Source organism: Hymenobacter duratus, assembly GCF_014698995.1.
Lineage (GTDB): Bacteria > Bacteroidota > Bacteroidia > Cytophagales > Hymenobacteraceae > Hymenobacter > Hymenobacter duratus.
In genome coordinates this window covers 1,431,041-1,454,792 of the sequence record NZ_JACWZZ010000001.1, presented here as the reverse complement: position 1 = coordinate 1,454,792, position 23,752 = coordinate 1,431,041, and the positions used below count along the sequence as shown (strand labels likewise).

Sequence of the window (23,752 nt, the reverse complement as noted above, 5' to 3'; positions counted from 1 at the left end):
CTGTGTTATATCTGTGTACTCCACGCCACTATTTCAACTGTCACATTTTACTCTCAACTGTCCTTTACAGCGGCTGTACTTCAGGCTACTTTTGATATGTGCTTAGGGATTTACAGGAGTCCATAGGCACATATCAAGCTGTTGCCTCTGGCTCCTCATGGCCTCACTACTACTCAAGCGTCGGCAGGGATACGCGTTGCGTTACTTGCTTTTGGAAATGGCCACTTGCCAACGAGCCGTGAAAACGCTGGCTGGGTTCCAGACTATTGACGGAGAAGTGATACCCTATGATGTTGGACAGCAAGCACTGCGCACGGGTACTGCGGTACTGGTAGGCGGGCTTCTGGTGGGCACATTTCTACTTGAAACTAAACAGGGCTACAAGGATTGATGTGTTTTTTTATAAAGGTTGGTTTTGCTAAGGGAGCAAAGACAACTGGTGAATAATGTTGCAATAGGTGTGTGAAAACCCCGCTGGCTTTGCTTGCGGGGTTTTTGCGTTTATTTAAAACTGCAGGCCCCTGCTACCTTACTTGGCTTGCCAGCAGCGCTATTCCCTCATCGAAGGAATGAGGCTGATAACCCAACTCCTGCCGGGCTTTACTGATTACGAAACCCGTACGCAATGGCCGTTTGGCGGGCTGCGAAAACGTGCTGGCATTTACTTCCGAGATGAGAGACGCATCCAACCAAAAATATGCCGCCACCCGAAGCGCCATCTGATAAGGTGTCAGCAGTTCGTCGCTGCTGATGTGGTAGATGCCCGTGGCGTGTCGCCGGGCTACCAACCAGCAGCCCTGGGCCAGATCTTCGGCTAGCGTAGGAGTGCGGAACTGGTCGTTGACGACCTGTATGGAGCGGCCGGCCCGTAGCGAGTCGCGCACCCAAAGCACAATATTGGTGCGGCCATAGTTGTGGGCCGTGCCGTACACGAGCACCGTACGCACAATGGCCCAGGGTATGCGGCTGGCCTGCACAATTTCCTCGGCCGCCACTTTACTTTCGCCATAAAAATTCACAGGCGCTGGCACCGCGTCTTCGACCAGCGGCCCCTGTTTGCCACTGAACACGAAATCGGTACTCAGAAAGGTCAGATGTACGTCGTGAGCTTCGCAGGCCGCCACCAGATGCTCTACCGCCGTGACGTTGTGTAGCCAGCACGCTTCGCGGTTCAGCTCGCACTCGTCTACATTGGTCATGGCAGCCGTATGGATGACGTGGGAGGGCTGCACCTGCGCCAGCACCCGTGCAACTGCCGCTTTGCTGGTCACATCCAATGACAAAAACCGCACGTCCGGATACAGCTTCGCCAGCTTGTTAGGGCCCCGCGAAGTGGCAACCAGCTCCACATCCGGCTGGGTGCGCAGAAGCCCTACCAGCTTCTGCCCCAGCAGGCCGTTGGTTCCGGTGACGAGAATACGCATCGTGGCAGCCACACTAAGCAGGAAAGCGGGCGGCGCTAGTACGCGTAGCCATAGAGTTCTGTGATTCTTTTCTTCTTCAGCTTCTCCACTTTCACCGTCATCTTGAGGTCGGTCAGGGGACGGTCACGGTCGTCTTTGGGCTGCGCGGCAATCTTGTCGATTATATCAAGCCCGCTCACCACTTGCCCAAACACCGTGTACTGCCCATCAAGGTGGGAGGTGCCCTGGTGGTTTTGCACGAGGTAGAACTGCGAGGCGCTGCTGGCCCGCTGCGGATTTACGAAGTCGCCTTGGCGGGCAGCAGCCAGCGCGCCAAACCGGTGCTTCAGTTCCGGCCGGATTTCAGCCGGAATGGTTTGCTCATTGGGCTGGCCCATGCCATCATTGGCGGGGTCAGCGTCCTTGGAATTGGCGTCGCCACCCTGCACCATGAAGTTGGGGATGATCCGGTGAAAGGTGGTCCCGTTGTAGAAGCCGCTTTCCGCCAGCTTTAGGAAGTTGGCCTTGTGCTGAGGCGTGGCATCAAAAAGAATCAGCTTGATGTCGCCGAGCGAGGTACTGATGGTTACAAGCTGGTCTTTTTTACTGGGTTTGGGCGCCTTGGCGGCAACAGCCATAGAAGTCAGCAGGAGCAGAAATACACTCAGCAGCGCAGAAACACGGAAAACAGAACGCATGGGAAAACTCACAGAGGTTAGGCGGCGAAATTAAGATGTTTACCGGGTATCAGGGCACGTGCTGGGCTATCCGAGCAAAAGAAGCATAAGGTCAAAGCACTATATTTCTTTCTTCATTTCCGCCTTCATCGCCAAAACGCCGTATGGGGCGCCAGTATTGCGCTTAATTTCTTCTACATGAACTCTACTTCTTCCCTGTCTCTGCCAGCCGCCGCCTCGTCGCACTGGTTCCCGAAGCTGCTGCTGGCAATATATCTGATTGAATTTGTGGTGCTGGGTATCAGCCCCGCCGAGCGAGGTACGTGGTGGGCCGAGAATGTGCCGATTTTTCTGATTGTGCTGGCGCTGGTAGTGCTGTATGTGCGCGGTACCCGGTTTTCCAATCTGGCATACGCCCTGATGAGCGTGCTGATTTTCATGCACACCGTAGGCGGCCACTACACATTCGAGAAAGTGCCTTTCGACTGGTTTAATCAGCTGTTTGGCTTTAAGCGCAACATGTATGACCGGGTGGCACACTTCTCGGTAGGCTTTTACGCTTACGCCATCCTGGAGTTGACGGACCGCTATGGCACCATTCGCAACCGCACTATCAGCTACCTGTTTCCGCTGTGTGTGATTGGCACAGTGGCTATGGCCTACGAGCTGATTGAGTGGGTATATGCGGAAGTAGCCGGTGGTAATGCCGGTGCCGCCTTCCTTGGTAGCCAGGGCGACATCTGGGATGCGCAAAAGGATATGCTGGCTGATACCAGCGGCGCTGTTTTCGCCCTGCTGCTTTACGCGCTGTTTGGGCGCGGCCAAAAACCAGGCTAGATTAATGCCGGAATAACCAAAAAAGCCCTGCTGCCATGGCAGCAGGGCTTTTTTGGTTATTCCGGATGCCACACAAGGCAGGCTCCTATGTGCTGCTTTCGTTCCGCTGCAGCCGAATGCTCTCCAGTATTTCCCGGCCGCCACGGGCCAGCACGCTTTCGGCCACCCGGATACCCAGCGCCTCTACCTCACTGGTTTGTGCGTGCGCCATTTCTTCAATAAACTGCTCCCCATCCAGGCTAATGAGGCCTCCGTGCAAATGCACAGTACTGGATGCTGCATCCAGCGTGGCCAGCGCAAAGGAAGGAATACTGCACCCGCCTTCCATGGTGCGCAGAAAGGCCCGTTCGGCAGCCAGGCACAAGTGCGTAGCGGGGTGGTCGAGGGCGTGGTGCAGCTCGGCTTTGAGGGTTGGCTCCAGGCTTCGCGCGCATTCAATGGCGACACTGCCCTGGCCCGTAGCCGGCACAAACCGGGTTTCGGGCAGCACGTGGCGGATAAGGCCGTCGTAGTTCATGCGGTGTACGCCCGCGTAGGCCAGCACCAGGGCATCATACTGTCCTTCTTCCAGCTTACGCAGACGGGTCTGGAGGTTGCCACGCGCCTCGGCAGTAGTAGCATTGGGCAAAAACCGTTTCAGCATGGCTTTGCGGCGGGTGCTGCTGGTACCTAGCACTAGGCCAGGGCGCTGCAGGTCGAGGTCGGCATGGTAGCTTACCACTACGTCGTTTACCTGCTCCCGCTCCATAAAAGCAAGTAGCTCCAAATCATCCGGAATGGAGCTCTGGACGTCTTTGGCGCTATGCACGGCAATATCAATGTGCCCCGTGCGCAGCCCAACCTCCAGCTCTTCCGTGAACACGCCTTTCGCCCCGATTTTATCGAGGGAGCGGTCCAGCACCACGTCACCTTTGGTGGTGATGATGACGATTTCGGTGGTGAGGCCGGCCTGCTGCAGGCGGTCTGCTACGTGGTGGGTCTGCCACAGCGCCAACTTGCTGCCGCGGGTGCCGATGCGAATAGTACGAGCCATATTCTATGCTGTTTCTGCCGGCCCTGTAGTGCCGCTGGTTGCGTTGCCAAGCCACAAAAAGCAGGGGCTGCAACGTTTGTGCTTCGCGTGGATTTTATTTCCTTGCGTTCGGCAAAGGTAAGGCAGTCTGTCAGGCCGCAGTGGCTATAGCAGTTTTAGCGGCAGCTATAGCTTTTTACCAAACTATATTTTCTGCATTTGGAAGCCCTACGAGGACATTTTCAGTAGCTCTGCTACCCGCAGCGAAGTATCCACGAACACCATACGCGGGCTGGCGTTGCGCTCAATGTGGTAGTGCGCCTCGTTCAGCTCACGAGTGAGCGGGTCGGCGTTGCGGGGCGTCACGAAGCGGCTGAAGCCCTGCACAAACGGTTGCTCCTGCGCCGACAGATGGGGCACCAGTTTCGGGTCGAGGCCAAAGAGCAGCACCTTCCGCAGGAGCGTGAGAGCATATTGCAGAAACTCCTTCTGGTTTTCGCGGCCCAGCTTCTGAAACTCGTCGCTCTTCTCCAGAATGTCGCTCACTTTGTTGCTGAAGCAGGTGCGCATCCATTTCGCGAAAAGGTCGAAGTAGTCGTGGTCGGCGGCAGTGGAGGCCTGCGCGGCCAGGGCCATACCGGGGTTGCCCTCGGCCAGTTGGGCCAGTTGCCGGGCTTTCACCTCGGGTACTTGGTGCGCATCGCGCAGCCAGTTCGTCAACTCCTCTTCCGAGAGCGGACGCACCACCACGGGCTGCACCCGGCTGATGATGGTGGGCAACAAAAGCTCCGGCGAGAAGCTTACCAGCAGAAATACGGTAGCAGGTGGCGGCTCTTCCAGCAGCTTCAGCACGGCATTGGCGGCGGCCGGATGCATCAGCTCGGGCAGCCAGATAATGACGAGCTTAAACCGCGCCTCAAACGCCTTAAGGCTCACCAGCCGCAGCAGCTGCAGGCTTTCTTCCTTGGAAATGCTGCCCTGCTTGTTTTCAGCCCCGATGTGCTGCATCCAGTCGTTGAAGCCCTGGTAGGGATTTTCGAGCACGAAGCCGCGCCACTCCGCCGCAAACTTGCTGCTGGTAGCATCCTTGGGCACGGCCTTGGTCGTCGTGACGGGCAGAATGAAGTTCAGGTCGGGATGAATCAGCTTGTCGATTTTCTGGCAGCTGGGGCACTGCCCGCAGGAATCCTCGGCCTCCGGCGTGCGGCTTTCGCAGTTCAGAAACGCGGCGTACGCCAGCGCCAGCGCCAAAGCCGCCGAGCCCTCGGCCCCGCGAAACAACTGCGCGTGCGCCACGTGGTTGCGGCGCACACTCTGCACCAGCAATTGCTTGACCTGCTGCTGGCCAGGAATGTCGGAGAAACGCATTTTCTTGGGTTGCCGCTTTCAGTTACCGGTTTACAGCTCCACGCCGGCTTCCGGCGCGGCAGGAGCGGCTTTTTCCCACACCCGGTCTTTCACCGTCTGCTTGTACACGTGCTGCATGATGCCCTGCTCCACGGCGTCGTAGGTGAGTTGGCGGCGGGCCATTACGCGCTCCGCCACTTCCTTCACTTTCGGGAGCTTAAAGGTTTCGAAACCGGCCGCGCCGCCCCAGCTGAAGCTCGGGATGAACGTACGCGGGAAACCGGCTCCGAAAATATTGGCGCCCACGCCCACTACCGTGCCCGTATTGAACATGGTGTTGATGCCGCACTTGCTATGGTCGCCCATCATCAGGCCGCAGAAGGTCTGGCCGGTATTCACGAAGCGACCCACCGAGTGGCTCCAGATTTTGACGGGCGCGTAGTTGTTTTTGAGGTTGCTGGTGTTGGTGTCGGCGCCCAGGTTGCACCACTCCCCTATCACGGAGTTGCCGAGGTAGCCGTCGTGGCCCTTGTTGGAGTAGCCGAGCAGAATGCTGTTCCCGACTTCGCCGCCCACCTTGCTGTAGGGCCCCACGGTGTTGTCGCCGCGCATTTTGGCTCCGGCGTTGATGTGGCTGCCTTCGCAGAGCGCCAGTGGCCCGCTGATGATGGCGCCTTCGTGCACCTGTGAGTTCTTGCCGAGGTAAATCGGGCCGTTCTCAGCATTCAGAATGGCCGCCCTGATTTTCACACCGGGCTCGATAAACACGTTTTCCGGAGCATACACAATGGTATGCGCATCCCCGATAGGAGCCGACTGCCGGCCCTTGGTCAGCAAATCGAAGTCGCGGCGAATTTCGGCGCCGTTGCGCAGAAACAGGTGCCACACCTCCCGAATGACGGTAACGGGCTCGGCTACGTCGCGGGTCTTCTGAAAACCGTCCTGAATCAGCTCAGCTACCTGGGTAGCATCGGCTAGGTGCGCGGCCACCAGCGTCTGGTTGCAGAACAGGGCCTCACCAGTTTGCAGCGCCTGCACCTGCCGCACCAGCACGTCGTCGGGGCACACGGCACCGTTGATAACCAGCGCCGGACCCTGAGTAGCCCCGGCCGGATACTTACCCTGCAGATACGGCTCGGTCAGATAGCCGACAGCCTGGCCCAGCCGGTGCTGCCACTTTTCGGCAATCGTCAGGATACCGCAGCGCAGGGCTGCCACCGGGCGCGTAAACGTGAACGGCAGCAGATGAGGCCGGATGGCCGGGTCGTCGAAGAGCAGAACGTGCATGAGTCGGTTGAGAGGGTTGGGCGAGGTCAGCCAATGTCAGCCCCGCCGGGATGAGGTACAAAGGTCGCCTTCTGCGGGAAGTTTAAAAACAAAAACTCCCGCTGGCAGGGCCGGCGGGAGTTTCGTGAGTTTCTGGTTAAGGCAGGCAGTGGCCAAGCCCCATCCGGCACCTCAGAAATTACTTCTTCTTGTAGCGGGTCATGAACTTCTCTACGCGGCCAGCCGTGTCGAGCAGTACGTTTTTGCCGGTGTAGAAGGGGTGCGACTCCGAGCTAACTTCCACCTTAATCACGGGATACGTCTTACCGTCTTCCATCGTGATGGTTTCGTTGGAGTTCATCGTCGAGCGGGTTACGAACTTGAAGCCGCTGGAGCTGTCCTGGAATACCACTTCGCGATATTCGGGGTGGATGTCTTTTTTCATGGTCGGAATGCCGTTTGTACCTGGTTGCCTGCCGATTTTGCGGAAGGGACTGCAAAAGTACACGTTACGCCCAACTTTCAAAAGCTATAGCAGGCCTTTTCTGCATTTATCCCTAGAATCAGTGTGAGCTACCGGAATTTGTTTATTTTTGAAACCCTGCCCCTGCTCTATTGCCTATCGATCTACTTTACTCCTCCACCCATGTTTCGTAAGGCTACTCTTCCGCTGATGCTGCTGGTGCTGTTGTGCGCCACGGTGGCTCTGAGTGCCACAATTACGCTGTTTCAGGCCGCTTTCGACGGCTCGAACGTGCGCATAACGTGGGAAGTAGCCAACGAGGCAGGGGTGCAGAGCTACGAGCTGTACCGCAAAGCCAACAACGAGCCGGCTTTCGGACGCATAAGCACCACATCGCCTTCCGGCCAAACGCGGTACCAGTATCTGGACACGGATGTGTATCGTGGCGCTCAGGGCGGCGGCCCTTATACCTACCGCCTCACGGTGCGCACCACTACCGGAGACCAAAGCTATACCAGCACCCTGGGCCAGACGCCCAGCGCCGTACAGCGTTCCTGGGGCAGTATTAAGTCGATGTTTCGATAGACGCGGGTTGGCCGCTGCTTGCTGATTGTTGAGTGTAGCCGGCTGGTCCGGCTTTTTTTGTGGCGGTGCGCCTGCACATCTTTGCTTGCCGAACTTCTCATCGCCCCACCACTTCTCCACCACTTCTTCATCATCCAACTCAAGATGCGCCTTTGCTTCGCTTCCAATAATGCCCATAAGCTCGACGAAATCCGGCCGCTGCTGCCTGCTGGCACCGAACTGCTGAGCCTGGCTGATATCGGCTGCCATGAGGAGCTACCCGAAACCCAGGACACGCTGGAAGGCAACGCCCGCCAGAAGGCCAATTACGTGTGGGAGCATTTCGGTGTGGCCTGCTTCGCCGACGATACCGGCCTGGAAGTAGCGGCACTGGGCGGCTCCCCCGGCGTCTACTCGGCCCGCTATGCCGGCCCCCAACGCCTAGCCGCCGACAACGTGCAGAAGCTGCTACAGGAGCTACAAAGCCAGCCCGACCGCTCGGCCCGGTTCCGGACGGTGGTGGCACTGGTGCTGCCCGGCGGCGCGGTGCACGAGTTTTCGGGAGAAGTAGCAGGCCATATCACGGAAACGCCCAGCGGCTCCGGCGGCTTCGGCTACGACCCCGTATTCCGGCCTCTGGAAGGCGACGGCCGCACGTTTGCGGAAATGACGACGGCCGAGAAAAACCACATCAGCCACCGGGCGCGGGCAGTGACAGGCCTAGTGGCCTTTCTGGAGCAGAGCAAGTAATTTGTTGGGTAAAACGAAGAGTAAGTACCAGAAAACGGAGAACTAACCTGCTCTGACTGCTCTATTACCCGCTTGCGTTCTGCTCTCATCACCCTAATTCATTACTTTTGCAGGGTTGGCCCCGCCGGTACGGGCCGTTTTTCCACACCATGCAACATCCTTTCATCGTCGGTATCACGGGCGGCAGCGCCTCCGGCAAGACTACTTTTCTGCGCCGGCTGCTGGCTTCGTTTTCCGAAGAAGAAATCTGCCTGATTTCGCAGGACAACTACTACCACCCGCGTGAAAGCCAGTTCGTAGACGAGCAGGGCGTCACGCATTTCGACCTTCCTACGTCGATTGACTCGGCGGCTTATGCGGCCGATGTGCTCAGCATCAGCAAAGGACAGGAGGTACGCCGGCCCGAATACACGTTCAACAACCCGACGGCCGCCCCGACGGAGCTGGTGTTCCGCCCCGCCCCTATTGTGGTAGTAGAAGGCATTTTTGTATTTCACTTCGAGGAGGTGGCTCGTCTGCTCGACTTGAAGGTGTTTATTGATGCGCAGGAACACGTGAAGGTGCTGCGCCGCATCGTGCGCGACCGGGACGAGCGGGGCTACGACCTGGAAGATGTGCTCTACCGCTACGTCAACCACGTAGCTCCGACTTACGACAAGTACATCAAGCCCTACAAAAACGACGCGGATATCATTATCCCCAACAACCATCACTTCGACCGGGCGCTGGAAGTGCTGGTATCGTTCCTGAGAAGCAAGGTAGAAGCGAGCAAGCAGCTTCAGTAGGCAATCCTGCTTTCATAGGCATAAAAAAGCGTGTTGCTGGTAGAGTGACACGCTTTTTTGTTGCCTTATCCGACCTGTTGGCCCGGAAGCCGCCCGTATACGTTGCCTTGCCCGGTGGGTTTGGCTATATTTGTACCTCTTAGGGTTCCCATGCTGCTGTTTCTCACCAAGTTTTTGCCCCGTGTGCGTTTTGCGCTGCTCACAGCCACTGTGCTGTTTGTGCTGTCGCTGAACCACCAGGCCGTGGCCACCTTCCGGGTGCCGGCCGGCAAAACTACGCGCATTGGCCTGCCAGCCCGGGTGGCCGTGGTGAAGCAAAAAGTGACGCTGGAAGCTACCGGCCCTCTGGTGCTGCACGTAGCGCCCGATCTGGAGGCGTGGCTGCCCTGGCCTGCGCCGCATAGCTGGCTGCCGGCCGTGCGCCGGGCCCTCACTGTGCCTCGCCCGCTGGCGGGCATCCAGCCGGCGGCAGTGTACCGCGCCCGGCTGCTGGTGGCGGCGCTTTCGCCGCAGGCTCCCTAACGCTGCCCTGTGGGGCAGCCGCGCGTGGTCCTACGGCGCGCCAGCCCACCTGCCGACCTTACCAGGAGTGCCTGTGTCGCAGCATAGCTCTGTCGGCCTGCCCCTATCGGGTCCCTCTTTCCAAGCTTCATTTTTTACTTTTTTTCAATGCGTAATAAAGGACTCATCATTGGGTTGACCATCATCGTGTCGGCCCTGTGTATTTACTTTCTGACCTTCACGTTCATTTCGCGGCGCGTGCAGAACGATGCCATGGTGTATGCCACCAAAAACGGCAAAGTGGACCAGAAGCAGCGCCAGCACTACCTCGACTCGGTGTGGCGGGCTCCGGTCACCAGCCTGCTGGGGGTTGATTATACATACCGTGACGTACGCTCGTCGGAGTTGGGCTTGGGCCTTGACCTGAAAGGCGGCATGCACGTGACGCTGGAAGTATCGCCGGTGGAGATTGTGCGCGCTATGAGTGGCAACTCCAAAGACCCCAAGTTCAACCAGGCGCTGGAGCAGGCGCAAACGGCGCAGAAGACCAATCCTTCGACGCCTTTCACTACGCTTTTCGCGCAGGCTTACCAGACGGTAGCCCCCGGTGAAAACCTGGCCCGCATCTTCGCCAACACCACCAACAAGAGCCGCGGCATCGACATCAACTCGACCAACGACAAGGTAATCGGTGCTATCAACAAGGAAGTAGAAGAAGCCATTGACCGCTCCTTCAACATCCTGCGGACCCGTATCGACAAATTCGGCACGAGCCAGCCCAGCATTCAGCGCGTAAAAGGCACCGGCCGCATTCAGGTAGAATTGCCCGGCGTAGACAACCCGGACCGCGTACGCAAGCTGCTGCAGGGCCAGGCCAAGCTGGAGTTCTGGGAAGTATGGCGCCAAGATGAGTTCGGCCCCTACCTCCAGCAGCTCGACCAGGCGCTGATTGCAAAAGAGAAAACCACGGACGCTGCCAAAGCAGCCAGCCCCGCTGTAGCAGCCGCTACCGACTCTACGGCCACCGCAGGCGACTCGACCTCCCTGGCCAGCCAGCTGGCGAAGAAAAACGCTACCGCAGCGGCCAAAACGGACTCGTCGAAAGCCCAGCAGGGCTCGGTACTGGCCCGTCTGTTCACGATGCCGGTTCCCGGCCAACTGGGCGTAAACGTGCGCGACACGGCTCGCCTGAACACGATTCTGCGTTCCGACGAAGCTCGCGCTATTCTGCCTCCCAACCTCACCTTCCTCTGGAATGTGAAGCCTGAAACCATCGAAGGCCAGGAATACCTGAAGATTACGGCCATTCGCAAAGCTCCCGGTGCTGAGGCCCCGCTGGGCGGCGAGGTAGTAGCTGATGCCCGCCAGGATTACGACCAAGGCGGCCGCCCCGAAGTGAGCATGGCCATGAACCCTTCGGGCGCTAAAAAATGGCAGAAACTGACCGGCGCCAACATCGGCCGCCAGGTAGGTATCGTGCTGGATGACTACGTGTATTCAGACCCAGTGGTGCAGTCGGAAATTGCCGGCGGCAACACCAGCATTTCGGGTAGCTTCTCCATTGAAGAAGCCCAGGACCTTTCCAACGTACTGAAAGCCGGTAAACTACCTGCTCCAACGCGCATCGTGGAAGAAGCAGTAGTAGGTCCGTCGTTGGGTCAGGAGGCTATCAACCAAGGGCTGTACTCGTCGCTGGCGGGTCTGGTTATCATCATGGTGTTCATGGCCGTGTACTATGGCCGCGCCGGCCTAGTAGCCGATGCCGCCCTGCTGTTCAACATGTTCCTGATTCTGGGGGTGCTGGCGCAGTTCTCCTTCGCCCTCACACTGCCCGGTATTGCGGGTCTGATTCTGGTATTCGCCTCGTCGGTAGATGCTAACGTACTGATCTTCGAGCGGATCCGGGAAGAGCTGGACCACGGCCTGGGTTTGCACGATGCTATCAATAAAGGCTACTCGCGCGCCTTCTCGGCCATTTTTGACTCCAACGCCACGACGCTCATCATTGCACTGACGCTGTTTGTCTTCGGTACGGGCCCGGTGCAGAACTTCGCCGTGACGCTGCTCATCGGTATTTTCACCTCGTTCCTGTCGGCCGTATTCATTTCGCGCCTGATCATTGAGTGGCTGGTAAAAGGCAAGGAAACGAGCAAAATCACCTTCTCGACCTTCCTCTCGCGTCAGCTGTTCAAGAGCCCCAAATTCGACATCGTGGGCAAGCGTAAGATTGCCTATGCTGTTTCCACCCTCTTCATCGTAACGGGCTTCGTGCTGATGGCCGTGCAGGGCGGCCCCAACTTGGGTGTCGATTTCCGCGGTGGCCGGGCTTATATCGTTGACTTCAACAAGGACATGGACGCCTCTGCTGTACATGATGTATTAGTAGAAAATTTCCAAGGCGCTGGCACAGAAGTAAAAACGTTCGGTGCACCAAGCCGTTTGCGAGTGACAACCGGTTATATGGCGGACGACGAAAGCGTAGCGGCCGACAAAAAAGTACGTGCAGCATTAGATGCAGGTCTCCAGAAATTTGCCTCTGCTAGCCCAACTGTCCCTTCGGCTTCTAAAGTAGGCGCCACCATCGCCGACGACATCAAGCGGACCTCGGTGCTGAGCCTGGGCCTGACGCTGCTCGGCATCTTCATCTACGTACTGTTCCGCTTCGAGAAGTGGCAGTTCTCCTTCGCCGCCGTGGTTTCGCTGTTCCACGACGTGCTGCTGGTAATTGCCTGCTACCCAATTGCCCGTCTGTTCGGCCTGAACTACGAAATGGACCAGATTTTCGTGGCCGCCGTGCTGACTGTGCTGGGCTTCTCTATGAACGATACGGTGGTAATCTTCGACCGAATCCGGGAATACATGCACGAGAACCCCAAGCTGACATTTGCGCAAGTTGCCAACCCGGCTCTGAACAGCACGTTCTCGCGGACTATCATCACCTCCACTACGGTGTTTATGGTGGTACTGGTACTCTACATCTTCGGGGGTGAAACGCTGCGTTCCTTCTCGTTTGCCATGCTGGTAGGTATCGTGCTCGGCACGTATTCGTCGCTGTTCATCGCAACGCCCATCATCCTCGACACCTACGGCCGTAAAGACGCCAAACAGCGCGGCACCGACATGTCGACGCATATCAACGACGGCACCGACGCCCCTAAGCTGTCGACGGCGCAGGTTTAACTTGCAGACGAGGAAGGGCCGCCTTTCCTGTTCTGCTCAAAAAAGCCCGGCTATTTGGCCGGGCTTTTTTTATTGTAAATTCCTGAAACCCAGGCAACCTTTTCTGAGGTACCGCCGAGTGGGTCAATGTACTTCCTCTCATTGCCGTGGCTCGCCCCGATCCGGATTCTGCGCTGCTTCTGAACCTGCTGGCGGGCTGCCAGCGGCAGGAACGTGGCTGCCAGCGGCAACTGTATCTGCAGTACTACAGCTACGCCCTGAGCGTGTGCCTCCGCTACCTCGACGACCGGGATGTAGCACTAGAAACCGTGAATGACGGCTTCATGAAAGTATTTCAGGAGCTTCCTCGCTTTGATACCAGCCGCTACCCTGATCTGGCCGGTTCGCTGCGGGGCTGGATACGCCGCATCATGGTGCGCACCGCCATCGACCAGTTCCGGGCCAGCGGCCGGCACGGCTTCCAGGCAGACTTGGATTCAGTAGCACCGTTTCACGCCGATGGCGGCCAGTCGCCGCTGGATACACTCTCCTTTGAAGAACTGCTGCAGGTGATAGGACAGTTGACTCCGGCGTACCGGACCGTGTTCAACATGTTTGTCATTGATGGCTATAGCCACGAGGAAATAGCCAAACAGCTCGGCATTTCGGTGGGAGCCTCCAAATCCAATCTTTCCAAGGCCCGTGCCCACCTGCGGGCCTTACTCAAAAAAAGCAACCACCATGCGTACGCCACCTATGTCGGATGAAGAGCTGGACGAACTAGTCCGGCGCAGCGCCGAGGCGTACCCCGACGAGGTACCGCTGGGCGCCTGGCTGCGCATGCAAGATCAGCTCAATGAAGCTACCATGCAACAGCAGATTCAGCAGCGCGTAAGCCAGCAGGTACGCCGGCTTTTTGTGCTGGAGCTGATGCTGGTGGCCCTGGCCCTGTGGTGGTGGCAGGCTCGCCCGGCGCCATCTGCTACCCCAAATCAGCTGAGCGGTGTTGCGGCTCGTTCGGCCACAAAAAGCACTTTCCCTACGCCGGAAAACGCTGTTTCTTCTGCCACACAAGCCACCTTGCCCCGGCAGCCTCAGGCAGGAACCGCACGATTAGCGCCCATGTCCGTAAAGCCACAGCCCGTGACTACGGAACTGCCGGAATCGGAACGGCCGGCTGTTGCTTCTTCTGCCTGGTTGCTTACCAAGCATGAGGCAAAACCTGAACTGAGAGGCAGCACCACTGCGCTGAGCAAACCGGAAGCCCGGCAGCGCAGGAGCAGAAAGTCTCCGCTTTCTATTCTGCCTGAACGTATGGCAAATGGAGTTGCCGGCAAGGCCTTGGTACCAGACCCAGAATCTGCTGGTGGCAACACTACCCTGCAGGCAGCACGGCCGCCAGCAGCTCCTGCGGCTGCGGGAGTTCCGGCTACCGCCACAACGACTACTGACGCGGTAAATTCCGCTGCTGACGCTGCTTCTGAAACGCCGCCGAAGCCAGCGGAATCTGTGGCCTCCTTGCCTGGAAGGAGCACCCCGAATGACTCTGCACTTGTGCCAACTGCTGCCACCACCCTGCCAGTAGCTGACACCACCAATGATTCGGGAGCAAAGAAAAAACCGTCTGAGCGGCCCGCATACCGGGTGCTGCTGGGAGTGGTGGGCGCCCCCGAGCTGACTGCCGTGCGCCCCACTGACCTGACACGGCCCGGCACTACGGTGGGCGCGGTGGTAGAGTACCGGTTTGCCTCACGGTGGCGGGTGCGCAGTGGGCTGCTGCGTAGCGTGAAGCTCTATTCAGCCCGGGGCACCGACTACAAGCCGCCTGCTTCTTACTGGACGTGGCGCACGCCGGTAGATGAAATTGAGGCGGACTGCCGCATCCTGGAAATACCGGTTGACCTGCGCTATGAACTGCTGCAGCGGCCCGCCTACTCGGTGTTTGCCAGTGCTGGCCTTACCTCACTGGTGATGCGCAACGAGCAGTACACCTATAAATACGACCTGAACGGACACTACACCGAGCGCACATGGAGCTACGCCCGGGGTGGCAGCCATCTGTTCAGCATCCTCAATCTGTCGGTTGGCTACGAGCGGAGCCTGGGTACGCGCTGGGCTGCGCAGGCTGAGCCGTTTCTGAAGCTACCCCTCGGAGGTGTCGGCTTTGGCAAGATTCATCTGCGTAGCGCGGGCGTTTCCTTCGGCTTGAAATACGGCCTTTTCCGGCCTGCTGCGGCCGCTCCGGCTCCCTAGGCCACCGGCGCCCCCCCTTTTTCTGCTTCCCATCTAACCGTTGCTCCATGCAGAAGGGAGAGGGCCTGGCTGGCCGCTGCCATAGCCTGGCGAGTGTACTGCTGCTGTTGTTCGTTTTCAGTGCGTCTTTCATCCTTACTCCCATGGACCTCACCATTTCCTTTCGGCTGATACGCCACTGGCGGGCAGCCCACTTGCTGGCAGCCCTGCTCCTGCTTGGCAGCTGCAACAACAGCAGCGACGACTCCTCAACCCCGGCGCCTGCCCCAACTATTAAAATAGCTACCTCCCCCACGCTGGGCAATTACCTCACCGACAAAGACAACCATACGCTCTACTATTTCGCCCGCGACGTGGATGGCGGGCAGAGCCAGTGTACTGGAGGCTGCGCGACGCTTTGGCCCGCTTATTACGAGGCCGATATTCAGGTGGGAGACGGCATGAAAGCGGCTGACTTCGCAACAAGTACAACAGCCGCCGGCCAGCAGCAAACCACTTACAAAGGGTGGCCTCTTTACTATTATGCGCCGCCCACGAACGGGCAGAATGTGCGCGAGCAACCCGACCAGACAGGCGGCAACGGTATCAGTAGCGTCTGGTACGTGGCCAGCCCCGGATACTCGGTACTGGTGGCCAGCAAGATAGTGCTGGACAAGGCCAGCGGCCAGAGCACCAACCAGCTTTTCCTGACAGACGGACAAGGCCGCACGCTTTACACCTTTCGCAAAGACGCCCAGAATCCGAACAGCCTGCCCGATAACTGTACCGGTTCCTGCGAAACCTTATGGCCACCCTTCTACACCAATGGACGCACATTTCCTTCGGTGCTGCAGGCCAGCAGCTTCAGCTCGTTCAGCCGGGCCTCTACGGGCGGCAGCGGCGGTTATGGCGGCGGAGCTGCTACCTCCCAGCACCTTACCTACAAAGGCCAGCCACTTTACTACTACCGTGCCGACAACCTTACCCGGGGCCGTGTGGAAGGCCATGGCCTGCTGAGCGAGGGCGATACCTGGTTTGTAGCTACTCCCTGAATATCGTAATCTGCTGTTTCCTTCCTCTCCTTTCCTGCAAACACTTATGACGCTGCTACCACGCATAGGGCATTCGGGGCTGGTTACGCTGGCTTTTTCGCTGCTGCTCACGGCCTGCGCCTACGACAACAACGAAGATTTGCTGGGCAACACCCCGCCCGCTCCCACCTGCGACCCCACGGCCACCACGTATGCTGTCACCGTTGCCCCGCTGTTGCAGCAGCGGTGCAGCAGCTGCCATAACGATGGTTTCCGGAGTGGCAATATCAGCCTGCAAAACCATACCCAGGCGCAGGCTGTGGCCCTCAGTGGCCGTTTGGTGGGGGCGGTGAGCCACGCGGCTGGCTACCAGCCCATGCCCCAGGGCGAGCCAAAGCTCTCTGACTGTGAGATTGACCACATCCGGCGCTGGGTAGATGCCGGGGCCCTCAATAATTAACTGGTGCCGCTATGCTGTTCCTTTTTCACCGTATGCGCGCCAGTGCTTGGCTGCTACTATTCAGCCTGCTGTTGCTTTCCGCCAGAGCCCGTGCCCAGAGCCGCTACCTGACCCGCGAAGGGGTAGTCACGTTTTTCTCCTCCAGCCCGGTAGAAGATATTGAGGCCCGCTCGCAGCAGACGGCCGCCGTGCTGGACCTGCAGACCCAGCAGTTGGCCTTCTCCATTCCCGTGAAGTCGTTTCAGTTTAAGCGGACACTGATGCAGGAGCATTTCAATGAAAACTACCTGGAATCGGACCGCTACCCCAAAGCCACCTTCACAGGCAAGCTGACGGCTGTTGATGCTGCGGCTTTACGCAACGGCGGCCCGCAGAAGGTAACAGCAGAAGGCGACCTGACGATTCATGGCGTGACGCGGCATGTGCAGGTACCGGGCACATTGGAGCTGCAGAACAGCCGCCTGCTGGTACACGCCACGTTTCCCGTAGCGCCCGCCGACTACAAGATCGAAATTCCGGCCCTGGTGCGCGACCATATTGCCAAAGTGGTAAGTGTGCGCGTGGCCATGAGCTGTGAGGCCGCCGGCCTGCCGGCGGCCACTCGCCCTTAGTTTCTGCACCTCCTCTTATTCTTCTCTTCCCATGCTGCATTTCTATTCCTACAGGTTCCGCGTTGCGGTGATGAGCATAATGGGCTTGCTATGTGCGGCAACTGCCGCGGCTCAGGATGTGCCCCCGCCGGCAGCTCCCGATTTGCTCAACGACCTGGAGCGCCAGACCACCGATACGCTACGCCGCGAGACGGTGCAGGCTACTTTTAAAGGCACGCGCATCATCAATGGCCACTCCGTGGAGACGCCAGGCGCAGGCACGCTCATCTTCCTGATTTCGCACCGCTTTGGCACACTCAACAGCGGCGCCTATAATTTCTTTGGCCTCGACCAAGCGACCATCAGGCTGGGGCTGGAGTATGGGCTGAACGACCGGCTGACTGTAGGAGTTGGGCGCAGCTCACTGGAAAAAACCTACGACGGATTCCTGAAATACCGGGCCCTGCGCCAAACGTCCGGCGCACGCCCTATGCCCGTCAGCGTAACGCTATTTGCCAGCTCGGCCATTAACACATTGCGCTATATCGATGGGGTTGATTATACGCTGCCACGCCGCCTCACCTACACCTATCAGGCCATGATAGCGCGCAAGTTTAGTCCCAACCTCTCCGTCCAGCTCAGCCCTACAGTGGTGCACCGCAACCTTGTGGACACGCGCCAGATGCACAACGACGTAGTTGCGCTGGGCGTAGCCGGCCGCCAGAAACTCAGCAAGCGCACTGCCCTGATGCTGGAGTACTACTACCGCCTGCCCACTTCCGAAGACCCCGGTACCCGCAACGCCATTGCCGCCGGCTTCGATATTGAAACTGGCGGCCACGTATTTCAGCTACACGTCACCAATTCGCAGGGCATGATTGAGAAACACTTTATGACGCAGACCTACGGCAATTTCTTTGATGGCGACATCTATTTCGGCTTCAATGTAGCGCGCAATTTCACGCTTAAGCCCCGTCTGTAGCGGGGCACTGCTCCCCAGCTTGGTTCAGAGAGGAGGACCGGGCTGCCCACCGGGCGTATTATGCCCGACGAGGAGCCCGGTCAGGGATTCTGCCCCCTGACCGGGCTGGGACCAGCAGACGACCGGCCGAAAGTATGGCGCACAAAAAAGCCCTGGCTATGCAGCCAGGGCTTTTCGTTTGCAGCTAAAAGCAGGCTTAGAACGACGCCGTAACGCCTTCGGCCACTACTTCTTTCACTTCAGGCACCATACGCTTGAGCAGGTTTTCGATGCCCGACTTCAGCGTAACGGTAGCCGAAGGGCAGCCGGAGCACGAACCCTGCAGGTTCACGGTTACGATACCGTCCTGGTAGCTTTTGAAGGTGATATTGCCACCATCCTGCTCCACGGCGGGGCGCACGTAGTTATCGAGCAGGTCGATGATTTTCTGGCTGGTCTGCTGGTCGGCTTCCGATGCGTCGCCGGTAGCGGCGGCTTGCTGGGCGGCGCGCTGCTCCGCTGCCGGGTCGACGGTGAAAATAGGACCCGCCGCCTCCACATACGACTTCAGAAAGGTGCGCAGCTCCGGAATGAGCTGGGCCCACTGGTGTTCGGTGGTTTTGGTGATGGTAACGAAGTTCTGGGCAATGAACACGCGGCCCACATAATCGAAGTTGAAAAGCTCCTGAGCCAGCGGCGAGTTAGCAGCGGCTTCGAGGTTAGGATAGTCCACGCTTACTCCATCAGCCAGCAGCGGCGAGTTGAGCACGAACTTCATGGATTCAGGGTTGGGCGAGGCTTCGGCGTAGATAGAAACCGGGCCAGCAGGGGCAGTGAGTTGTTCAGCCATGTTTGAAAGACTTGGAGACAAGCGGGAGAAAGTCGGCCGCTTTCAGTCGGCCTGACACGTAAAACCGCGCAGCGCGGTAATAGTTGCAAAGGTAGCGAAGTCTGCCTGTACTATAGCGGCAGCCACTTGCTACCCCACCCTGTTGGCGCGGGCGCGCAGCAGCATATCGGCCAGTACGAGCTGGGCCATAGCATCTACAATAGGCACGGCGCGGGGCAGCACGCACGGGTCGTGACGGCCCCGGCCAGCCAGCATTATTTCCTCGCCCTGGTCGTTGATGGTGGCCTGGGGCTGCAGAATGGTGGCCACCGGCTTGAACGCCACGCGGAAATAGATATCCTGGCCGTTGGAAATTCCGCCCTGGATGCCGCCGCTGTGGTTGGTTCGGGTGCGCACCTGGCCATTTTCATCGGTATAAAACTGGTCGTTGTGCTCAGAACCAAAAAGCAGCGTGCCCGCGAAACCAGAACCGTATTCGAAGCCTTTCACGGCATTGATGCCCAGCATAGCGCGGCCCAGCTCCGCGTGCAGCTTATCAAACACCGGCTCGCCGAGGCCGGTTGGTACGCCCGTCACAACGCCTGTTACGAGGCCGCCCACGGTGTCGTGCCGGTCACGGGTCTGGCGAATGAGGTCCGCCATGCGCTCCGCCGTTTCGGGGTGCGGGCACCGCACCGGGTTCGAGTCGATGAGGTCCAGATTGAGCTGCTCGTAGCCTACAGGCACGGCCACCGCCCCTACCTGCGACACATAGCTCTGCACCCGGATACCGTGCTGCGTGAGTAGCTGTTGGGCAATGGCACCGGCGGCCACGCGGGCAGCCGTTTCGCGGGCCGAGCTGCGGCCGCCGCCCCGGTAGTCACGCCGGCCGTACTTCTGATCGTACGTGTAGTCGGCGTGCGAGGGGCGGTAGGCGTGCTCGATGTGCGAGTAGTCGTGGCTGGCTTGGTCCTGGTTGCGGATGTACAGGCTGATTGGCGTGCCCGTGGTCTGGCCCTGGAAAATACCCGACTGAATTTCTACTTGGTCTGCTTCTTTGCGGGGCGTGGTCAGGTCGCTTTGTCCGGGACGGCGGCGGTCTAATGCCGCCTGAATATCGGACTCAGAAACCGCCAGACCAGCCGGACAGCCATCTACTACCACGCCAATACCAGGCCCGTGCGATTCGCCAAACGTAGTAATCCGAAATAGGGTACCAAAAGTATTCATACAGGAAAGAAGGTGCCTGGGTAAAAGGCGACAGGCCGCAAAGGTAGTTCTCAGTGTGCGCATGCGAGGTACCGTGGCCGACCGGCGCACTGAGGCCTCGGAGCGTGCACCCGGCGCGGATGGGTTTAGTCGCGGGCCCGCCACCAGCCCCAGGCAGCACCGGCCAGCAGCACCAGCAGAATGTAGTTGGCGTAGCGGCTCACGTCGCGGTAGGCTTCGAGCGGCTGCATCGTGCTGTTGGCATCAAACAGCACGTTCTGATAGAACGGGTCGTCGGTGCGGGCCCGAAACGTGGCAGCACTCCGCACAGGGCCTCGTACAGCCGGCCGTAGCTCTGGCTGCAGGGTATCATAGCGGCCGGTAGCCGGGTCGAAGTACACCAGAGCCAGCAGGCTGTCGAGAGGCAGCGCGCCGGGGCGCCGCGCTACAAACCGGTACTGAAACACTTTGCGCCCGCCCACGCGCCCACCCTGGCGGGTCAGTTCCTGTTGCACATCGGGGCCATATACTTCTAGGCCCACCTGCGGCTGCAGAACTGGCGCGTTCAGGGCAGCCAGGTTGCCCTCCCCTTCCACCCCGAAACTGTACGTAAAAGCTTGCCCGGTCCGAAATGCAGTCCGGTCGATGGCCTCCCGCAGCTGGTAGCTGCCCACTGGCACCTGGTCGCGCAATGGATGCGGGGGCAACGTTTTTACCAGTATAGAGCGGGCAGCGGTACGGTAGGTTTTGTAGCCTTCCAGCCGGTTGTCGAGGCCTTCGGCGGGTTTCTTGGCCACCCGGTATTTCACCATCTGCAACGCCACCGCCGGAAAAACCAGCGGCTCCGTATTCAGAGGGTAGTACTCGGCTTCGTAGAGCCGGAACCGGATAAACTGCCGGCCGCCCATCGTGACGGTTTCCGGCAGAATCTCCTGCTCATCAAAGGGTTCTTCCCAGGCCGTGCGCTGCCGCAGCTGCCGCAGTATGCCTGGTAGCTGCCCGGCAAAGTTGTAGAAGTCCAGCAGGCCCTGGTCAGTCGGCGTCAGATAGAAATACAGCCCGATGTGCACGCCTTCTCCCACAAACACACTGGCTTTGTCAGGCACCAGCGCCAGAAAGGCGTTGTCCTTGGGCTCCACGTATTCCTGCGGCTTGGGCTTGCCAAACAGCTGATCGAGCAGCCCCAGCCCCTGCAGGCCGCCACCTGCGGGCGGTGTACCGGGCGTTGCAGCCGTAGGCGCCGGACCCACTTTAAGCGCAGCCCCGGCCGAGCGCACCACCTGCCCGTTCACGGTCATCGTGAAGGGCTTCACCACATAGTCGCCTTCAGCATAGGCCGCATAGCGCTGCGTGATGATGAGCTCAGTGGTGGTGCGGCCCTCCACGATGCGCGTAGTAGTGGTGCTCGATTTGCCGCTTTTCTTGAAGCCCTCCAGGTCCGGGAAGGCCGAGTACCGCTCCAGACGCCCGCCACGAAGCCGGAAGCTGATGGTAAAATACTCCGTTACGGGGAACACCGGCGCGCTAAGCTCCAGCTCTACCTGGGTATCTTCTGTGGCAGCCGGAGCCTTTGGTGCTGGCTGCGCATAGCCGTTTTGCGGCATCATGCCGCAAAACACAAAAAAAAGAATCCAGAACAAAAACCGACGCATACCGCACAAGAGAGCTTAGCCAAAGCTACGCAAAAAGCCTCCCGCACTGAAGCAACCGGGTTTTGGCCGAAGACACAATCCGGAGCCTGCCTGTATTCCATGCCCGGGCCGGTACGCACAAGAGAGCTTCGTACAACATAATTATGGCTTTCGGAAATCCCGCTTCGGATGGACGCCGTAAGTGCCTTTCAAATACCCCAAACAGTTGCCGGCTCTTTTGAAAAACGACTTTTTGAGTCGTGACGGCTTCGTATTGCCTACACTTTCTCCTTTACCATAATTCTTCCTTCCCATGTCGAACAACCTTCAAAACGGTGGTGACGAAGCAGAGTTTGCTAAGCCGCTTCTGGTCCCTATCAAGCGCCGCTCGTTCTTTATGTATGCTGGCGCCACTGCAGGCGCTACCGCGCTGCTGCTTTCGGGCTGCGACGACGATGACGATGACAACAACATGTCGCCTGGCACTGTAAGTCTGGGTTCCGGTGACGTGGGCGTATTGAACTATGCCTATGCCCTAGAGCAGCTGGAAGCGGCTTTCTATGCGCAGGTTATTTCGAATGCCGGCTTCAATACGGCTTTCCCCGATGCTGCCGAGCGTACCGCGCTGACGGCCATTGCCAAGCACGAAGCTATTCACCGCGACTTTTTCAAGGCAGCCATTCCGGCAGCCAGCGTTATTCCGGCCCTCAACCCGAACTGGGGCACGCTCAACTTCGGTGACCGGACGCAGGTGCTGGCCACAGCCAAAACGTTCGAAGACCTGGGAGTAGCGGCCTATAACGGAGCGGGTGCCCTCATTCAGGACCCCACTTACCTGCTGCTGGCTGGCAAAATTGTATCGGTAGAAGCTCGCCACGCGGCCTTCATTCGGGACCTGATCAGCAACGGCTCATTCGCTGACAGCACCACGGTAGACGCCAACGGCCTTGATAAAGCCATGACCGTAGCGCAGGTGCTGGCCGCCGCGCAGCCTTTTATCAAGGAAACTCTCAACGGCGACAACGTCGGCAAATAACCTTCTCTCCTCACTTCTGACTTTCGAACGCTATGAACCTGTTTCAAATAATATCCGAGATAGAGAAGGTTGATCCTGAAATCATGGACCGCCTGACCCACCGCCGCAGCGCGCTTTCGGCCCTCGGCGACATCACCCGCAAAATGGCGCTGGCGGCTGCTCCTATTGCCATCGGCTCGGCTTTCAACAAGGCCGTAGGTCAGCAGACCCTCACTAACGCCAACGATATTCTGAATTACGCACTGCTGCTGGAGTATCTGGAAGAGGACTTTTATGCCCAGGCGCTGGCTGCTCCCACACTGGCCGCCAACCTGACAACCGGCAGCGCCGCCCGCGGAGCTATCCAGACCATCAAGAACCACGAAACGGCTCACGTAAACCTGCTGAAGGCGGCGCTGGGCACAGCGGCCAACCCGCGGCCGGCCAGCTTCAACTTCGGTACTGCTTTCTCCACTTACCCTACGTTCCTGACGTTCGCTCAGGCGTTTGAGGACACCGGGGTGCGTGCCTACAAAGGACAGGCCACCAACATTCCCCGCACACTGAACCCCACTGTGGGCGGCAACGTGGTAAACCTACTGACCGTGGCACTGCAGATTCACTCGGTGGAAGCCCGCCATGCTTCGCACATCCGCTACATGCGCCGTGCGACTGCCGCAGGTGGCACTCAGCAGTTTGGCTGGATTACGAATGCTGACGGTAACGGCGCTCCAGCGGCGGTATATGGCGCAGGCAACCCTGCCGCCACGTTCCCGGCCGAAAGCAACGTATCTCAGGGCGGCCTTACCCTGACTTCGGTAGGCGGCAATACCTACACGGTGGCTGAAGTAAGCGAGGCTTTCGACGAAGGTCTTGACAACACGACTGTTGTTAATATTGCCCGCTCAGTTGTTACGTTTTAAGCAAATTGCCATTGCTCAGCAAAAAAGGCGCCCCGCATGGGGCGCCTTTTTTGTGCAACCTTCTCTCGCGTTAGAGCATCCCATCATTACAGGCTATCTTTGCTGAC

General features: G+C 58.8%; 23 protein-coding genes. 14 read left to right on the top strand and 9 right to left on the bottom strand.

Going from position 1 to position 23,752, the window contains the following annotated elements; all coding sequences use genetic code 11:
* Positions 1-524: 524 nt before the first annotated feature.
* Positions 525-1,424 carry an SDR family oxidoreductase gene (locus IC231_RS06055; protein ID WP_190783618.1) on the bottom strand — a complete coding sequence of 300 codons (900 nt, stop codon included), beginning with the start codon at positions 1,422-1,424 and terminating at the stop codon, positions 525-527.
* A gap of 35 nt (positions 1,425-1,459) precedes the next feature.
* A complete protein-coding gene (locus IC231_RS06050) occupies positions 1,460-2,101 on the bottom strand; it encodes a peptidylprolyl isomerase (RefSeq protein ID WP_190783617.1) in 642 nt (213 codons plus the stop codon).
* Between the two features lie 177 nt (positions 2,102-2,278).
* Here IC231_RS06050 and IC231_RS06045 point away from each other — a divergent pair, with 177 nt between their 5' ends.
* Positions 2,279-2,917, top strand: coding sequence for a DUF2238 domain-containing protein (locus tag IC231_RS06045; RefSeq protein ID WP_190783616.1), 639 nt, complete (start codon positions 2,279-2,281; stop codon positions 2,915-2,917).
* Between the two features lie 85 nt (positions 2,918-3,002).
* Here IC231_RS06045 and hemC read toward each other — a convergent pair whose 3' ends face one another.
* The 4 genes from hemC to IC231_RS06025 form a co-directional block, all read right to left on the bottom strand.
* The gene (gene hemC, locus IC231_RS06040; protein WP_190783615.1) at positions 3,003-3,950 is read right to left on the bottom strand and encodes a hydroxymethylbilane synthase; all 948 of its coding nucleotides are present in this window, start codon (positions 3,948-3,950) and stop codon (positions 3,003-3,005) included.
* 207 nt (positions 3,951-4,157) lie between these two features.
* Positions 4,158-5,297 carry a DNA polymerase III subunit gene (locus IC231_RS06035; protein ID WP_190783614.1) on the bottom strand — a complete coding sequence of 380 codons (1,140 nt, stop codon included), beginning with the start codon at positions 5,295-5,297 and terminating at the stop codon, positions 4,158-4,160.
* Positions 5,298-5,327: 30 nt separating this feature from the next.
* Positions 5,328-6,563: a GlmU family protein gene (locus IC231_RS06030; protein ID WP_190783613.1), complete on the bottom strand. Its 1,236-nt coding sequence runs from the start codon at positions 6,561-6,563 to the stop codon at positions 5,328-5,330.
* Positions 6,564-6,741: 178 nt separating this feature from the next.
* Positions 6,742-6,987 (bottom strand): type B 50S ribosomal protein L31, encoded by a 246-nt coding sequence (locus IC231_RS06025; RefSeq protein ID WP_073281407.1) that lies wholly within the window; start codon positions 6,985-6,987, stop codon positions 6,742-6,744.
* A 201-nt stretch (positions 6,988-7,188) separates the two neighbouring features.
* Here IC231_RS06025 and IC231_RS06020 point away from each other — a divergent pair, with 201 nt between their 5' ends.
* The 11 genes from IC231_RS06020 (at position 7,189) to IC231_RS05970 (ending at position 18,059) form a co-directional block, all read left to right on the top strand.
* Complete coding sequence (locus tag IC231_RS06020; RefSeq protein ID WP_190783612.1) at positions 7,189-7,590, top strand: hypothetical protein; 402 nt, start codon at positions 7,189-7,191, stop codon at positions 7,588-7,590.
* A gap of 81 nt (positions 7,591-7,671) precedes the next feature.
* Positions 7,672-8,319, top strand: a complete 648-nt coding sequence (gene rdgB, locus IC231_RS06015; RefSeq protein ID WP_211538884.1) for an RdgB/HAM1 family non-canonical purine NTP pyrophosphatase — start codon at positions 7,672-7,674, stop codon at positions 8,317-8,319.
* Positions 8,320-8,468: 149 nt separating this feature from the next.
* Complete coding sequence (gene udk / locus IC231_RS06010; RefSeq protein WP_190783611.1) at positions 8,469-9,104, top strand: uridine kinase; 636 nt, start codon at positions 8,469-8,471, stop codon at positions 9,102-9,104.
* A gap of 150 nt (positions 9,105-9,254) precedes the next feature.
* Positions 9,255-9,626 carry a hypothetical protein gene (locus IC231_RS06005; protein WP_190783610.1) on the top strand — a complete coding sequence of 124 codons (372 nt, stop codon included), beginning with the start codon at positions 9,255-9,257 and terminating at the stop codon, positions 9,624-9,626.
* Positions 9,627-9,773: 147 nt separating this feature from the next.
* Complete coding sequence (gene secDF, locus IC231_RS06000; protein WP_190783609.1) at positions 9,774-12,785, top strand: protein translocase subunit SecDF; 3,012 nt, start codon at positions 9,774-9,776, stop codon at positions 12,783-12,785.
* Between the two features lie 146 nt (positions 12,786-12,931).
* On the top strand, positions 12,932-13,531 hold the full coding sequence (locus IC231_RS05995; RefSeq protein ID WP_190783608.1) for an RNA polymerase sigma factor: 600 nt from the start codon (positions 12,932-12,934) through the stop codon (positions 13,529-13,531).
* Positions 13,506-15,017 carry a hypothetical protein gene (locus IC231_RS05990; protein ID WP_190783607.1) on the top strand — a complete coding sequence of 504 codons (1,512 nt, stop codon included), beginning with the start codon at positions 13,506-13,508 and terminating at the stop codon, positions 15,015-15,017. The genes IC231_RS05995 and IC231_RS05990 overlap by 26 nt, the downstream gene beginning before the upstream one ends.
* 143 nt (positions 15,018-15,160) lie before the next feature.
* Positions 15,161-16,048, top strand: a complete 888-nt coding sequence (locus IC231_RS05985; RefSeq protein ID WP_190783606.1) for a COG4315 family predicted lipoprotein — start codon at positions 15,161-15,163, stop codon at positions 16,046-16,048.
* Between the two features lie 46 nt (positions 16,049-16,094).
* Complete coding sequence (locus IC231_RS05980; protein ID WP_190783605.1) at positions 16,095-16,487, top strand: hypothetical protein; 393 nt, start codon at positions 16,095-16,097, stop codon at positions 16,485-16,487.
* A gap of 11 nt (positions 16,488-16,498) precedes the next feature.
* A complete protein-coding gene (locus tag IC231_RS05975; RefSeq protein ID WP_211538882.1) occupies positions 16,499-17,098 on the top strand; it encodes a YceI family protein in 600 nt (199 codons plus the stop codon).
* Between the two features lie 31 nt (positions 17,099-17,129).
* Complete coding sequence (locus tag IC231_RS05970; RefSeq protein WP_190783604.1) at positions 17,130-18,059, top strand: DUF5777 family beta-barrel protein; 930 nt, start codon at positions 17,130-17,132, stop codon at positions 18,057-18,059.
* A gap of 196 nt (positions 18,060-18,255) precedes the next feature.
* On the opposite strand, the gene IC231_RS05965 is transcribed toward IC231_RS05970, so the two are convergent.
* From IC231_RS05965 to IC231_RS05955, 3 genes are all read right to left on the bottom strand, one after another.
* On the bottom strand, positions 18,256-18,888 hold the full coding sequence (locus IC231_RS05965; protein ID WP_190783603.1) for a NifU family protein: 633 nt from the start codon (positions 18,886-18,888) through the stop codon (positions 18,256-18,258).
* Positions 18,889-19,017: 129 nt separating this feature from the next.
* A complete protein-coding gene (aroC, locus tag IC231_RS05960) occupies positions 19,018-20,097 on the bottom strand; it encodes a chorismate synthase (protein ID WP_190783602.1) in 1,080 nt (359 codons plus the stop codon).
* Positions 20,098-20,222: 125 nt separating this feature from the next.
* Positions 20,223-21,683, bottom strand: a complete 1,461-nt coding sequence (locus IC231_RS05955) for a BatD family protein (RefSeq protein WP_190783601.1) — start codon at positions 21,681-21,683, stop codon at positions 20,223-20,225.
* A gap of 337 nt (positions 21,684-22,020) precedes the next feature.
* On the opposite strand from IC231_RS05955, the gene IC231_RS05950 reads away from it, so the two are divergent.
* Together IC231_RS05950 and IC231_RS05945 are read left to right on the top strand one after the other, a co-directional pair.
* A complete protein-coding gene (locus IC231_RS05950) occupies positions 22,021-22,743 on the top strand; it encodes a ferritin-like domain-containing protein (RefSeq protein WP_190783600.1) in 723 nt (240 codons plus the stop codon).
* A 32-nt stretch (positions 22,744-22,775) separates the two neighbouring features.
* Positions 22,776-23,645: a ferritin-like domain-containing protein gene (locus IC231_RS05945; RefSeq protein ID WP_190783599.1), complete on the top strand. Its 870-nt coding sequence runs from the start codon at positions 22,776-22,778 to the stop codon at positions 23,643-23,645.
* Positions 23,646-23,752: the final 107 nt, after the last annotated feature.